The following is a 14,765-nucleotide window of genomic DNA, read 5'->3' on the forward strand; positions in this document are numbered from 1 at the left end:
TAATTCCTCAGAGGGGCTGTTTTGATAAGGGATGTATCATTGTTTTGGGCGATATGGCCAAAAGTATAATAGTTTATATTATGGTGAATTAAAATTAGACGTTTGCCAAATACTTTACCAGTATACTGGTTCAGGAACATCAGTATTTACATGAAAAGAATTCTTTCACAGATGATGGCATACATTAAATTTACACATAGAAAATTTTTATTTTCCTCTTGCTAATTACTGCTAAAAAGATATATAATGTTTTACGGTAACTTTCTAAAAAGTTAATTTTTAGGTTTGGGCGCGTAGCTCAGTGGATAGAGCAATTGCCTTCTAAGCAATCGGCCGCAGGTTCGAATCCTGCCGCGCTCGTTAAAAACAAGCAAATAAGAGTTTTTCAGTTTTTTATGGATGTCAAACCTAGTAAGGATTCTGCTGCTTTTGTTGCTACTAATTCAGAAAGCTGAACTTGATGTATTGTTACTAAGCTTTCCTGAATAAAGGAATCTCTGACTTGGGCTTTTTCCGCGCTGTTAAAGGAAGTTTCATAAAAGATTTCTTTGATACCAGCAGAAATGATTAACTTTAAACAAGATAGACAAGGTTCTAAAGTTACGTAAATACTAGCTCCATCTGTTGATATACCATATTTAGCAGCTTGGGCGATCGCATTGGCTTCTGCGTGTACAGCCCTTGATGGTAAGGTTTTACTGGCATCACAACTACTTAAGTCTGGGTAGCAGTATCCTTGAGTTGTACAATGGGCAGATCCTGATGGTGAACCATTGTAACCTGTGGCTACTACTTGTTTATTTTTGACTATTACAGCACCTACTGGAAAAGCTAGACAGGTTGAGCGAGTAGCTGCTAGTTTAGCCAACATGAGAAAGTATTCATCCCAAGTTGGTCTTTGATGGTGTTCGTGAGATAGGTCAATATCTTGCATAGGTTGTTAATTTTAAAATTGATTCTACTGCTTTGCTGACAATAAAAATCTTATATTCTATTGCTTCCAATTTAATAAGAAGGTTTTTAACTGGTTTAAAGCATCTTCATGATCATTAAACTGAATTTCAGCAATCACAGTGGGAATACCACGAGGAAATCTTGATATCCGCTTTCCTGTTTCGTACAGAAGAATAATGGGAATTTTGTTACTCTCTGCATAAGCTAATTCCATTCCTACACCAAAAGAAAGCGAACCAAGATAAGCAATAACCAAGTCTGATATACTTACTTGCTGCTTATCTTTATCGAACACCTCACGGGGAGTAATATCAGGATTATTTACTGGATCAGTGTGTAGGTGCGGTACATAAGGTTGAAGACCTACTTCTTCACAAACAGCACCTATTTTTTCATACAGTGCTTTAGTTTCTGCTGGGTTTTTAATATCAGTGAGCGCACCAGATACATATACTTTGTACATTTTTATAAATCACCTTGCATTACAAGTTAGTTTATTTCTTTTGGTGTTGAATAACCAAAGATTAATTTTTTCAGGGAACACAACAGTTAAGATATGAATATCTTTAAGAAGGAAGTTGAAGAAAACTATTTCTTTGGGCTTGGAGTTAGTGTTGTATTCGTTGGACTGAGATTAGGATTTGGAGGAGAGTTGAAATAAGTAAGTGCTGTAAATAAAGCTGATATTCCCGCAAATAATGTAGCTGCTAATATACCTCCTCTATTCCATCTAGTATCTTCACTTGAACCTAGAAAACTTATTAATGTATCTTTTAAATCTTGTTTAAGGTTTTGATATTCCTCTGATTCGTACATCATTTTTTCTCTAAGTTTTCTGCTATCCTTCATCCAAAGATTTTCTGTTTTATTATAAAATTCTGATATCGCTTGACTATTTGGCTTTCCCTCAATCAAATCCATTCTTCCAGGGTTATCGGAGTCTGGATTAGTTGAGGAACTTAATTTTTCAATAGCCATATAGGCAATTGGTTTGTTAACATTTCTCACATCAATTCGTAGTGGTTTATCTGAAAGATTATGTAGGGGTATACAAAGAACTCCTGCCCAACAAGGATTAACTCTTGTACCAATATGACCTAAGCCCTCTGATGCTTGTTCAACTACAGAATAAAGTGGACCTCGAAATTGATTACTAAGCCAAACTGATTCATCAGTCCATACCAAAGCAGTATCTCTTGGTGGTATGTAGAAAAATTTCTGTTCTTCGTTAGGCTTATCTGGCTTTGGTTCTGTTTGAATAAGTAAGGGTTGCTGTAGTCCTATTGAATAAGCATTTTCACTAGCAGTAAAGCATAAATCAGTGGCACGTATGCTGCCTTTTAGACGTTTTGATTTGGGAGATGGTTTAAGAGGATGAAAATATATCCCTTTACCAAGCTCCCTAATAATATCTCGATCACTCAAAACAGACATGAAATACTCCCTGACCTTTAGACAGCATGAGAATTTTCTACAACCGTTCCCAATATGGTTGCTTGTTAGCGGTTATTGATCTTGAACATAAGGCTTGTCAATTTTAATACAGTCTACAGCTTTTTGTAATTCCATCCCTAAATATGCAGCATGATCTGGACGTATCGCAGGAGAAGCAGTACAAATTTCTCTAACTAATTTCAAGGCATTTTTACCAGAGTAACAACCGACTATTTCACCACTCCCAGGAGTTGTATGAGTAACTACGATTTCACCATTTGCTACTTCTATTAAAAAATTACCTGCTGGGTCAGCATAATCTAATTTTCTGCAAACAGCTGCATATTGCTGTTTAATCAGTTGTTCTGCATTACTCCAAGTATCATCATAAATGTGAGCAGATTGACTAATAGTCATCAATGGTCCCATTCGTAAATCATATTCAGAACGTTGATTAATTTGATCTCGAATATGTTTTTGCAAAGCCCTTAAACCCATTGCATTTGCTGGCCAAGCAGCAAACATATCATTACTTCTTAAAGTTGCAGTTAATGATAATTCATTATCCACAACTCGCAACCAAATATGATTCAAACAAGGACTACCACCTTTTTCATGATCTTTGACATCCCATAAGGTCATAACTGCACTAGCAGCGTCAATTTCTCCAATTAACTTATCAACAACTTGTTCGATTTGATCTTTCCCAAACCAAGAACGCAAACGCTGTCCATAGGTATATTTCACACCTTCCCGACTAGGTGCATCATCTAAAACTTGAGAAATATATTCTGTTAAAAAACTTCTATCTATTGGTAAATAATTGGGTTCAGGAAAATAAAAATCCTCTGGTTCTTCGGTGACAACTGCCATTAAATCAATTAATTCTTGCCATTTTCCATCATAACCTGTGGGTCTAATTGTACCTGTGGTTTTAATCCGGTGAATGATTTTTACCCATGTTTCGGCAATGGTTTTACCTTCTATTCTGTGTCCGTAGCGTGTACCTGGTAAAACTGTGGGTTCAATTGTCAACATGGGAAATTCTAAAGGAGTTCCCCAAGGTTCAATTGTTGGTTTTTGAGCGTAAAATTGGATTTTTTCTACTGCTTCGGAAATTGATTTTGCTTCTACAACTTCCAAAGACTGACGTAATTTTTCTAAGGCATTAATATCAATTTCTATATCAATATATCCAGGAATCTGAGAACGAATTACCCAAGATTTGCGGCCAGTATCACTGATATTTTCTTCAACACCAGAATTAAAAAAGTCTAATAGACACTGAGAAGCACCTGCATTTCTATCTTCTTTAGTAGCGTTAATAATCACTAAATAACGAACATGAGGATTTAACAACAGGTTACGAATAAGTAAGTTTATGCCCCTTGTTGGTGAGTATAACTGACCAATGACAGCATAATCTGATGTTTGTAGATGTTTGGCGATCGCCTGTTTCACTGTCCAACCCGTAATAATTGCCGTTTGTCCACTTCCGTAAATTAACTGGTTGGGTTTATGCTGCGCTGCATACTGAAATTGAGTGATATGTGATTTTTGTATCATTTCTAACGAGAATCCTAAAAATAACCATAAACATAGCATTTCCCAAGTTGAAAATTACCATATCTATTTGCTTTTTTTAACCGAAGACAGAATTTTTACCGTCTTTTTTTAAAATTTGTGTTCAGTGAAAGAGTAAAATCAAGAACAGAGATAAAATTTATACGATAAAATACGAAAATTAGTGACCTAGTTTCAATTTCCGAAACGATAGTAGAAATTCCTGTAGCAATAGGTTAGCTTAACTGTAAAATGCAAGCCGCACCCCAGCAGCTATGGTAAAAGAAATAGCAATTCGTACCACTGGACTCACTAAGCAATTTGAACGCCACATTGCTGTCAATGATGTGGACTTAGAAATACAGACGGGTGAAGTTTATGGATTAATCGGGCCCAATGGCGCGGGTAAAACAACCTTAATTCGGATGTTAGCCACCGCTGAAGAACCAACTACAGGTGAGATTTATATTAGTGGAGAACGTTTATTACCAGACAAAAGCAATCCTAAATTAAAGCGTCATCTTGGTTACTTACCTGATGATTACCCACTGTATGAAGATTTAACAGTTTGGGATTATTTAGATTATTTTGCCCGTTTATATCGCCTACGACAACCACGCCGTACTCAAAGGCTACATGAAGTTTTAGAACTGATTCAACTTGGTAATAAAAGAAACAGCATGATTTCTACCCTATCCAGAGGGATGAAACAGCGCTTGAGTTTAGCGAGGACAATTATCCATGAACCGATATTACTACTTTTAGATGAGCCGGTTTCTGGACTTGACCCCATTGCCAGGATGCAGTTTCGGGAAATCATTAAAGCTTTGCGAGAAGCGGGGATGACAATCTTAATTTCCTCCCACGTTTTAAGCGACTTAGCTGAATTATGTACCTCCGTGGGCATTATGGAATTAGGGTTTTTAGTAGAAAGCGCCTCATTGCAAACCTTGTATCAACGTTTAGCTAGGCAGCAAATTTTTATCTCAACTTTGGGCAACATAGATGTATTGGTCAGAGAAATCAAAAATTATTCCTTAATAGAAGAGTGGGAGGTAATACACAGTCAGAATAGTGTGCGGGTAAATTTTTCAGGAAGTCAAGAAGAGGCGGCTGAGTTATTGCGATCGCTAATTAGCCTCGGTATCCCATTAACTAACTTTCATTGTACCCAAGAAGACCTAGAAAGTATATTCCTGAAATTAGGACATAAACAAGCATCTTAAAAGGATTCATAATTCTGAATTCAGAAGATACATATTTCTCCCCCTCTCCTCCTCTCCCCACACTCAATCAGTTAATAAATCTATATTTTCAACCTTGGAGATTTTTTCTATGATGCTCAATTTTATAGACAGAGTAGGTGAATGGAATCCTCAACTATTTAGAGAACTAAAAGGAAGACTCAAACCGCTTAATGTACTACTTGCAGTTGCTTCTTCATTTTTATTGCAACTCGTAGTATTCTTATATCAGTTAGGACAATATCCCAGTGAAAAATATTCTTTAAGAGGTTCTTACTGTAATCTCTGGCCAGCATTGCAACAGCAAGAAACTCAACTTTATCAACGACAATCTCAACTTACACAACAATTAAGTAATTATCAACGAATCAAGCTTTCAGATCAGAATATAATTCCCAACTTAGAAGCACAAATTAAAGACATTGACATAAAAATCAGCGAGTTACAGACTCACTTATTCAAAAACCTTTGTCCTCCCAATGAAATCAACTTTCAATTGTGGTGGCGAGATCATTGGGAATACATTTTTATAGCATTTAGTGTAATCTTTATCTTTACACTATTAGTGGCTGGAACTTATTTACTCATCAGTGACCTAGCCAAAGAAGAAAATAAAGGTACACTCAATTTTCTTCGCCTCAGTCCCCAATCAGAAACCAGTATTTTAACTGGAAAAATGCTAGGTGTTCCCAGTTTAATTTATCTGTTTGTACTCACCGCTATTCCTCTACATTTTTGGGCGGGAAAATCAGCCAATATCGCCTCTAGTTACATTCTTGGTTACTACGCTATTCTCATTGGTTGCTGTGGTTTCTTTTATAGTGCAGCCTTGTTATATGGTTTAGTTAGTCGCTCGTTTAGCAGCTTTCAACCTTGGCTGGGTAGTGGTGGAGTTTTGTTATTCTTGTTTATGACAATGATCATAGCATCAAATTCTCCTCATCACAATGATTTTAATACTCCCTTAGCTTGGTTTAGGTTTTTTAGTCCTTGGGATATTTCCAATTATCTATTTCCCAATTTATTCAATAGATATAGAGATTCATCACTAGAACAAATACAGTTCTTCTACTTACCAATTGGCAAAAATGTAGCCAGTTTAATCGGATTTTACTTACTTAATTATGGAATCTGTGCCTATGGTGTATGGGCAGTAATTAAACGGTGTTTTCGCAATCATCAAACTACCATCTTGAGTAAAACCCAAAGTTATGTATTTATGGCGTTTACCCAAGTGATGTTTTTGGGCTTCATTATGCAAAAATTAGATGGTCGAAAAGGTGAAATTTTCGCCGCACTTATCATCATCAATGCTGCCTTAATGCTGAGTTTAATTTTTGTAATTTCACCGATTCGTCAAAATATCCAAGATTGGGCTAGATATCGCCATCAAAATCAGCCAAAACAACCTGTTTGGCAAGATTTAGTCTCAGGGGAAAAAAGCCCAGCTATCCTATCCGTCGCTGTTAACCTTGTCATTGCTGCCACACCTTTGATAATTTGGGTGGCAATTTTTCCCAAAGATTTATCTATCAACAATGGAGAACAAGGTAAAGCGTTACTTGCTCTAGCTTTATCTGTAGCTGTAATGCTTATTTATGCCAGCATTGCTCAATTAATGTTATTGATGAAAAACCCCAAACGTTATTTGTGGGCAGTTGGTAGTGTTGCAACATCTGTATTTCTACCATTGATTGTGTTCTCAGTTTTGAAAATTCAACCACATCAAAATCCCACTCCTTGGTTATTTTCTACTGTTCCTTGGGCTGCTGTAGAAGAAGCTACTCTAGGAACGATGTTTATGGCACTATTAGCTGATTTAACGGTTATTGCTTTGTTAAATTGGAGATTCAACAAACAAGTTCAAGTTTTAGGTGAGTCTGCAACTAAGGCATTATTAGCAAGCAGGTAGGTGAGTGGGTGATGGGGTGATGGGGTAAATGAATAACCTAATCACCAATCCCCTCTAGCAGTAATCATCGAGATAGTGTAAAAATATTCCTACTCAATAGATTCAAACAAAGAATTATGACCATGCTTCCTAAATTGCAAGGTGCGTTTGCTAACCGCAGTGTTCTCAAAGTAATTAGCGGTTTAAATAACTTTAATGCTGAAAGTGTTGCTGCTACTGTGAAAGCTGCTGAATTCGGTGGTGCAACCTTTGTTGATATTGCTGCTGATGCGGATTTAGTGAATTTAGCTAAGAGTTTAACCAGTCTGCCAGTTTGTGTTTCTGCGGTTGAACCAGAAAAGTTTGTTGCTGCTGTTGCTGCTGGTGCTGATTTGATTGAAATTGGTAATTTTGATGCTTTTTATGCCCAAGGACGCAGATTTGAGGCGGAAGAAGTTTTGGCGTTAACTCACCAAACCCGCGCTTTGTTACCAAACATCACTTTATCTGTGACTGTTCCCCACATTCTGACTTTGGATAAACAGGTACAACTAGCTGAAGACTTGGTAAAAGCTGGTGCTGATATCATCCAAACTGAAGGTGGTACTAGCAGCAAACCTGCTCACGCTGGTAGTTTGGGTTTGATTGAAAAGGCTGCACCTACTTTAGCTGCTGCTTATGAAATTTCCCGCGCTGTTTCTGTACCTGTGTTGTGTGCTTCTGGTATTTCTAATGTGACTGCACCTTTGGCTGTAGCTGCTGGTGCTGCTGGTGTGGGTGTGGGTTCTGCTATTAACCAACTCAACAGCGAAATTGCCATGATTGCGGCTGTACGTGGTTTGGTTGAAGCTTTGGCTACTGCTAATATTCGTACATTTGCATAAATATAAGGTGACAGGTGAGCCACTGTGGTGGACGGGTTTCCCGGCATAAACAAGTGGCGAACCCCTTTAGGGGTAACAGGTGACAGATAAAAATCTTGTCCTTCCCTGCTTCCTGTTCCCTTTAGCAAACTCTAGATACAAAAAACGCAGATGATTATAAAGGCTTTTTTGTCAAGAGTTGATTTGTACTATAAATGTTTTTAGATAAATTTGCCCCTAAAATTGGTGCGAGTAATATCTATTTTCTCTCAGTGTTTTTTGAAGATGATTTAAGTATAGATTTTGCAAATACTTGTATACAAAGGAGTTGAAAATGGCAATTTTTGATTTTTACAAAATTGCACACACTTACCCTGATTATGAAATTTTGAAAAATTATAGCAAATGCCGGAAACTATTGCAATACCGTGAGTAAATAAAAATAATTCTCAATAAAAAGTTAAAAAATGTTAAGAGAAAATGGTGGTAAGTTTTAAATATGTAAATGAAAATCAAATTAACATAAGTGAAAATTATAAATCTTCTCGGTGAGATACTTTAACCCCACACCCAACCCTCTCACCTTTATTGAAACTCAAGAGTAATTATTCTGTACAGAGTTTTCGGTTTATTATTTTAAGTGCTAATATCTAAATTTATTGTTATAAATCTTGCTTAAAAATGACTACAAATTCTCTTCCCCCTAACCCGTTTGTGGCGGCGGGAATGATTGAAGATTCCAGGTTGTTTGTTGGTCGTCAGGATGAGTTACAGCCTATGGTTTCCCGGATGACTGGCGCACAACCAACCAGTATTAATATATATGGTGATAAACGAATTGGTAAATCTTCTTTGCTGTTTCACTTTTGTCAGACCTGGGAACAGCGAGTACAAAACCCTAGCCGTTATGTGGTGGTTTATCTATCTTTGCGAAATGTTCAATGTCAAGCAGAAACTCAATTTTATCAAGCTATTGCTCAAGAGTTGCTGAGTTTTTCCAATGTGAATAATAATCAGGCTTTGAGTGACCCTTTGCGAGTTACACCCCTGGATAGGTCAGCTTTTTCTGAAGCCATGAAACAGTGGAAAAAAGAGGGTGTTTTACCTGTGTTGTGTTTGGATGACTTTCAAACGCTGTTTGAAAACAAGAGTGAATTTAACAATGGATTTTATGACAACTTGCGTTCCTTAATGGACAGCAACACCTTAATGTTAATTATTGCTTCCCAAAAAAAGTTAGATTTTTACAGCAAAAAGTATAAATTCACCTCTTCTTTTTTCAATTTGGGTCATGTCATCAAGTTAGTTGAACTCAAAGAAGATGAGGTAAAAGACTTGCTACTTCTACCAGCTAAAAATAACAATAATTTGCAACCTGCTTTGAGTATGGATGAACAGCGTTTAACTCAACAACTAGGGTTAAATCATCCTTTTTTACTACAAATAGCTGGTGGTTTGGTGTGTGAAGCACGTCAGCATGGGCATGATAAAGAATGGGTAAAAAAACGTTTTTATGATGAATCTAAACGTTTACCATCTCAATTAAATTCCCGAAGTTGGAAACGGCGAGTGCGTTGGTTAGTTTGGGATTTACCAGTGCGTTTGGGGAAAATTCCTAAATTTATTGGTGGTAGCGTAGATGATATTAGTAATTGGATTATTGGGTTAGTGATTTTATTTATGTTCGCTTTGGTTGTTGCGGGTGTGTTGAACTTGAATGAAGTTTGGGATTTTATCCGTAACAGTTTGGGTCTCAAGTAAAGTGTTTTAACGAAAATCTAATATCATGTCCAGGAAATTAGTTATCTTTACCACAGTCATTGCACCCCTCCCCTTAATCCCCTCCCCGCAAGCGGAGAGGGGAGACAAAGCGCAGCTTTGGCGGGGTGGGGTAATTCCGGGTTAATTATCAGTAATCAAGCGGACTTAACATAACACACCATTTCAATATTTATAGTCATAGGTTCAGTATTTGTCAAAAATCAAAGTTATCAACAGATTTATTTCCAGGTGCAAGGATGAGTCAAGAAAACACAAAAGAAAAGTCAATCGCTAAATTTAAAACTTATATAGGTGAATGTATCAGGTTATTCTATTGGATTTACTTCAAACCTTACACCTTTGAAAATTGGTTACGGGATATCCATCCAGAACTCAAGCCCAGAGATAACCCCTTTGATAAACAGGCTGAGTTCAGCACTAATCCCCGCTTACGTCGCTATGCTGAACAGGTTTTTTGGTTAACTGCCATAGTCCCAATATTGGCAACACTAATTGTCGCACCAATTTACACTCTAGCTAGTGGTGAAAACTTTAATTGGCTTCGCAGTTGCCCTTTTTTGTTGGGTTGGTTGATTGGTTTGATAGTTGTACGCGGTAATAGCAAAACTAGATTAGTTACTCTTGCTTTTTCCATCCTTATCATCTTCTTAGCATTTAGATTTTTATCAGGCGTGGCGGGAGGCGTGGCGGGAGGCGTGGCGGTAGGCGTGGCGGTAGGCGTGGCGGTAGGCGTGGCGGTAGGCGTGGCGGTAGGCGTGGCGGGAGGCGTGGCGGGAGGCGTGGCGGGAGGCGTGGCGGGAGGCGTGGCGGGAGGCGTGGCGGGAGGCGTGGCGGGAGGCGTGGCGGTAGGCGTGGCGGTAGGCGTGGCGGGAGGCGTGGCGGGAGGCGTGGCGGTAGGCGTGGCGGGAGGCGTGGCGGTAGGCGTGGCGTTCGGCGTGGCGTTCGGCGTGGCCTGGGTTTTAGGTGTGCTGCGGGTTTATTTTTGGTTGCCAGAAATATTATGGATGTTTACTTGTTGGTTAGGTTCTCGTTGGCAACCCCAGTCTATTAATTATTATTTACGTTTCACCCCCCCCTTTTTTGATGAACTGATTATTTTGCCTTTACCATTCTTAGATGAAATGATTTTTGAGACTTATAAAACTCATCCCCAGTTTGCTGAAGCAACTCTTGATTATTTAATTTCTTATACCAATCAGCAAAAACTAGCATCTAGGGTAATTATTGATATTAATGCAGATACTTTTATTCGTTTTCAAAGAGTTAGTGATATTATCGCCATTACTAATCAACCTATTCTGAAAATTTCCCAAACACCGAAAGGATTAGATAATATTTTACTGCCATTTTTAGAAATTAGTCAAGCTGTCAGAGCAGCAGATGAAGCTACTTCACCTTATCGTAAATCTGAATTATTAAATATTCCTATTAAAGATTTACAAGCACTCAAACAAAATCTCGCTTTTAATAGAAATTATGGATTCACTACTCAGTTTAGCAAAGTAGTGGAACGCTGGTTAAGCATTCTGGAAACAGGACAACGCACTTTAAAAGAACAAGCAGAAAAAACCCAAGAAATACCCCAAGTTTATATTGCTGGTAATTCCCTCGACCCAGAAACCGCCAAAAATCGTTTTAAAGGACGCATTGACATCTTTAGAGAAATTGAAAATTTGACACTTTCAGAACAACGACCAGTGTTATTACTTTTTGGTGGACGCAGAACCGGGAAAACTTCCGCCCTCAAATATTTACCCCACAGAATTGTACCCAATATAATTCCTTTATTAGTAGATTTGCAAGGAACAGCAGCAGCGACAACTTTAACAGGTTTAGCAAAAAATCTCGCCACACAAATTATTGAAGCTGGACAACGTTTACCCCGTAAAATATCATTACCTTATCCAGATAAGGAGGAATTAAAAAAAGATCCATTCCCCGCTTTACAAACTTGGTTTACAAATATAGAACGCAGTTATCCTGATAAAAAGTTTCTGCTTTGTTTGGATGAATTTGAACGTCTCAGCGAAGTTGTAGAAACCACAAACAGTCGTGCGCCTTTAAATTTTATTCGTAATATTATCCAACATCAACAAAAGTGGACTTTACTTTTTAGTGGTTCACATCAATTATCTGAACTTCCTGATTATTGGAGTGATTATTTAATAAATACTCGTGCTTTAAGAATGACTTACCTGCAAGAGTCAGAAGCACAAGAATTAATTTTAAAACCTGTGGAAGAATTTCCGGCAATTTATGAAGATGCTGCGGTAGATGGGATTATTAAATTAACTCACTGTCAACCATATTTAGTGCAGTTGGTGTGTTATGAATTGGTTGAATTAATTAACCGTGAAATTAGAGGAAATAGACGCGAACCGAAAACAGCAAAAGTCACTTATGAAGATGTTGAATTTATTATTGATACAGTTGTAGAAAGAGGTGATCAATATTTTCGGGAATTATGGACAAGTTTACAAGATAAAGACCGTGATTTTCTTAGACGTTTAATTTATGGTGAAACTTCCACCCAAAAAGATAAAGGAGTTATAAAAAAACTAATGCGAAAAGGAATTCTCACTCCCGCAGGTAATGATTTTCAAGTTTCTTTAGTAAAAAGATTTATAGAACAATTATTAGAGGAGGAGTAAAATCAATATCTTTCTCCACATCAGAGAGAGTTTGGGGAGAAGTTTTTCACCTCTCCCTTTTAACTGTCACCTGTTTTAACTGAAACAATCTTTCAACGCATAAATAACCTTATCTTGCTGTTCCTGTTTTAGTTCTGGGAACATGGGTAAAGAGATAACTTGATGACAGGCTTGCTCTGATATTGGTAGTTGTCCTGGTTGATAACCTAGACTTTCATATACTGGCTGTAAGTGTAAAGGACGAGGATAGTAAAGCATGGTACTTACTCCTTGATCTTGCAACTGAGTTCTTACCCAATCCCTATATTTGGAACTTGCACCATTTCTGTCTTCGCTAGAAACGCGGATGGTATATTGATTCCAAACGGCTTCCCCTCCTAGTAATTCTTGAGGAGGAATAATACCAGGAATTTGACTAAGGTATTGATAATAATAAGCACCTATTTGTTGCCTTTGTTTATTCCAAATGTCTAAATAGCGGAGTTTAATTTGCAGGATGACGGCTTGAATGGCATCTAAACGACTGTTGACTCCAATTTCTTCGTGAATATATCTGACTTTGCTGCCATGTTCTCGTAATACCCGTAGTTTAGCAGCGATCGCACTATCATTAGTTGTAATTGCACCCCCATCACCGCAACCACCAAGATTTTTTGTAGGATAAAAGCTAAAACAACCAATATGTCCGATACTACCAACCTTTTGATTATTCCAACTTGCACCGGTGGCTTGAGCGCAATCTTCAATTACTGCTAAATTATGATCTTGGGCGATCGCCATCAATGCAGTCATATCCACAGGTAAACCAAACAGGTGAACCGGGATAATAGCTTTAGTTTTAGGTGTAATAGCTGCGGCTATTTGGGTAACATCCAAATTAAAGGTAGTAGCATCAACATCTACAAAAACAGGTGTTGCACCCACAGCACTAATTACTTCAGTAGTAGCAAAAAAGCTGAAAGGTGAGGTAATAACTTCATCCCCTGCACCAATTTCTAAAGCACGCAAGGCTAAATATAAAGCATCAGTACCGGAATTACAGGCTACACATTCATCTACACCATGATAAGCCGCAAACTGTTGTTCAAACCCTTCTACCGCTGGACCACCAATATAACGTCCAGAACTGAGAACTTCTAGAACAGCATGACTAACTTCGGCTTCAATAGCTGCATATTGCTGTTTTATATCAAATGCGGGAACGGAATTTACACTTTGGATCATAGTTCTTATTTTATGGGGAGATACAAAAGATACCCTGTTAGGGGTGAGATTTGCTGTCTGAAGTTTGAATTTTTAATTATTGCTGTGTAGGCTGTTTTTAGTAGGATATCTCAGGATTTAGATCAACACATGGCGGATTTGATTAAATTAGATATTGTGGATTTGGTATTAGCTGTAGCTTTGATGGCGATCGCCATCGGTTTATCCGTCTGGGAAAAATTGGGACTAGAATTAAACTTAGCTATTGCCACCGGTAGAACCATCCTCCAACTGATAGTTTTAGGATACGTTTTAGACTTCATTTTTGCCGTTGATAATATTTGGGCAGTTGTGGGAATTTTAACAATCATTCTCACAATTACGGCGATTGTCGCACGAAATCGGATCAGCCCTAAACTTCCTCTGGTACTGCCTTTAGTTTGGGTAGTAATTTTTGTCAGTACATCCCTAATTTTGCTCTATACCAATTTTTTGATTATCCAACCTGAGCGATGGTATGAACCACGTTATTTAATTCCTCTTGGTGGTATATTAATCGGCAATGCCATGAATGCTGCCGCAGTAGCAGGAGAAAGGCTCGTCAGTGCCATCAATCAATTTCCGACAGAAATAGAAACACACCTCAGTTTAGGTGCAACACCCCAACAAGCTGTTAGTCAATACCGCAAAGACGCTATCAAAGCTGCATTTCTACCCACTTTGAATCAAATGATGCTGATTGGCATGGTGACAATACCGACTTTTACCAGTGGACAATTATTAGCTGGAGTATCCGCTTTAGAAGCAGTATCCTATGAAATTTTAATTATTTTTATGGTAGCTGTGGTTAATTTGTTAACGACTATTTTTGTAACTAAAGGTTTATCTCGTCAGTTTTTTAATGCTGCTATGCAGTTGGTAAGGTAAATATAAGGTGGAATTTATGCCCACAATTTGTAATTTTGAATCAGATCAATTTTGCTTTATTTGATAATTTGCTGACCTCAATTTGGAAATATAAAAAATGGCTACAGAATAAGTTTTTTAAAACTATAACTGTAGCCTTTTGACAATGTCACTTATCTATTGATAATTCAATCACTTCCATAATGAAAACCAGGTTTACTCATACCCATTAACAGTTGCTAGAGTCTGATGATAATTCCATTAGGTAGTCTGA

The 14,765-nt window shown here is 37.7% G+C and carries 11 protein-coding genes and 1 tRNA gene; 7 read left to right on the forward strand and 5 right to left on the reverse strand.

Annotated elements, in window-relative coordinates:
* Positions 1-287 precede the first annotated feature (287 nt).
* Positions 288-360 (forward strand) — tRNA-Arg (locus WJM97_RS16205).
* A gap of 25 nt (positions 361-385) precedes the next feature.
* On the opposite strand, the gene WJM97_RS16210 is transcribed toward WJM97_RS16205, so the two are convergent.
* From WJM97_RS16210 to WJM97_RS16225, 4 genes are all read right to left on the reverse strand, one after another.
* On the reverse strand, positions 386-934 hold the full coding sequence (locus WJM97_RS16210; RefSeq protein ID WP_353929820.1) for a dCMP deaminase family protein: 549 nt from the start codon (positions 932-934) through the stop codon (positions 386-388).
* A gap of 57 nt (positions 935-991) precedes the next feature.
* Positions 992-1,417: a nucleoside 2-deoxyribosyltransferase gene (locus tag WJM97_RS16215; RefSeq protein WP_353929821.1), complete on the reverse strand. Its 426-nt coding sequence runs from the start codon at positions 1,415-1,417 to the stop codon at positions 992-994.
* A gap of 125 nt (positions 1,418-1,542) precedes the next feature.
* Complete coding sequence (locus WJM97_RS16220) at positions 1,543-2,388, reverse strand: hypothetical protein (protein ID WP_353929822.1); 846 nt, start codon at positions 2,386-2,388, stop codon at positions 1,543-1,545.
* A gap of 72 nt (positions 2,389-2,460) precedes the next feature.
* Positions 2,461-3,954, reverse strand: a complete 1,494-nt coding sequence (locus WJM97_RS16225; RefSeq protein ID WP_353929823.1) for a thymidylate synthase — start codon at positions 3,952-3,954, stop codon at positions 2,461-2,463.
* A gap of 272 nt (positions 3,955-4,226) precedes the next feature.
* On the opposite strand from WJM97_RS16225, the gene WJM97_RS16230 reads away from it, so the two are divergent.
* The 5 genes from WJM97_RS16230 to WJM97_RS16250 all read left to right on the forward strand — a co-directional run bounded on the left by WJM97_RS16230 (position 4,227) and on the right by WJM97_RS16250 (position 12,382).
* A complete protein-coding gene (locus tag WJM97_RS16230) occupies positions 4,227-5,177 on the forward strand; it encodes an ABC transporter ATP-binding protein (RefSeq protein ID WP_353929824.1) in 951 nt (316 codons plus the stop codon).
* Between the two features lie 109 nt (positions 5,178-5,286).
* Positions 5,287-7,107 (forward strand): ABC transporter permease subunit, encoded by a 1,821-nt coding sequence (locus WJM97_RS16235; protein WP_353929825.1) that lies wholly within the window; start codon positions 5,287-5,289, stop codon positions 7,105-7,107.
* Positions 7,108-7,223: 116 nt separating this feature from the next.
* Entirely contained in the window at positions 7,224-7,970 is a 747-nt protein-coding gene (locus WJM97_RS16240) for a DUF561 domain-containing protein (RefSeq protein ID WP_353929826.1), read from the forward strand.
* A gap of 660 nt (positions 7,971-8,630) precedes the next feature.
* Positions 8,631-9,710, forward strand: a complete 1,080-nt coding sequence (locus tag WJM97_RS16245) for an ATP-binding protein (RefSeq protein WP_353929827.1) — start codon at positions 8,631-8,633, stop codon at positions 9,708-9,710.
* Positions 9,711-9,967: 257 nt separating this feature from the next.
* A complete protein-coding gene (locus tag WJM97_RS16250) occupies positions 9,968-12,382 on the forward strand; it encodes an AAA family ATPase (RefSeq protein WP_353929828.1) in 2,415 nt (804 codons plus the stop codon).
* A 75-nt stretch (positions 12,383-12,457) separates the two neighbouring features.
* Here WJM97_RS16250 and WJM97_RS16255 read toward each other — a convergent pair whose 3' ends face one another.
* Positions 12,458-13,606 (reverse strand): DegT/DnrJ/EryC1/StrS family aminotransferase, encoded by a 1,149-nt coding sequence (locus WJM97_RS16255; protein WP_353929829.1) that lies wholly within the window; start codon positions 13,604-13,606, stop codon positions 12,458-12,460.
* Positions 13,607-13,735: 129 nt separating this feature from the next.
* Between WJM97_RS16255 and fetB the strand changes: the two genes are divergently transcribed.
* Positions 13,736-14,512 carry an iron export ABC transporter permease subunit FetB gene (fetB, locus tag WJM97_RS16260; protein WP_353929830.1) on the forward strand — a complete coding sequence of 259 codons (777 nt, stop codon included), beginning with the start codon at positions 13,736-13,738 and terminating at the stop codon, positions 14,510-14,512.
* Positions 14,513-14,765: the final 253 nt, after the last annotated feature.

Origin of the sequence: Okeanomitos corallinicola TIOX110 (assembly GCF_038050375.1) — a bacterium.
Taxonomy (GTDB): Bacteria; Cyanobacteriota; Cyanobacteriia; order Cyanobacteriales; family Nostocaceae; genus Okeanomitos; species Okeanomitos corallinicola.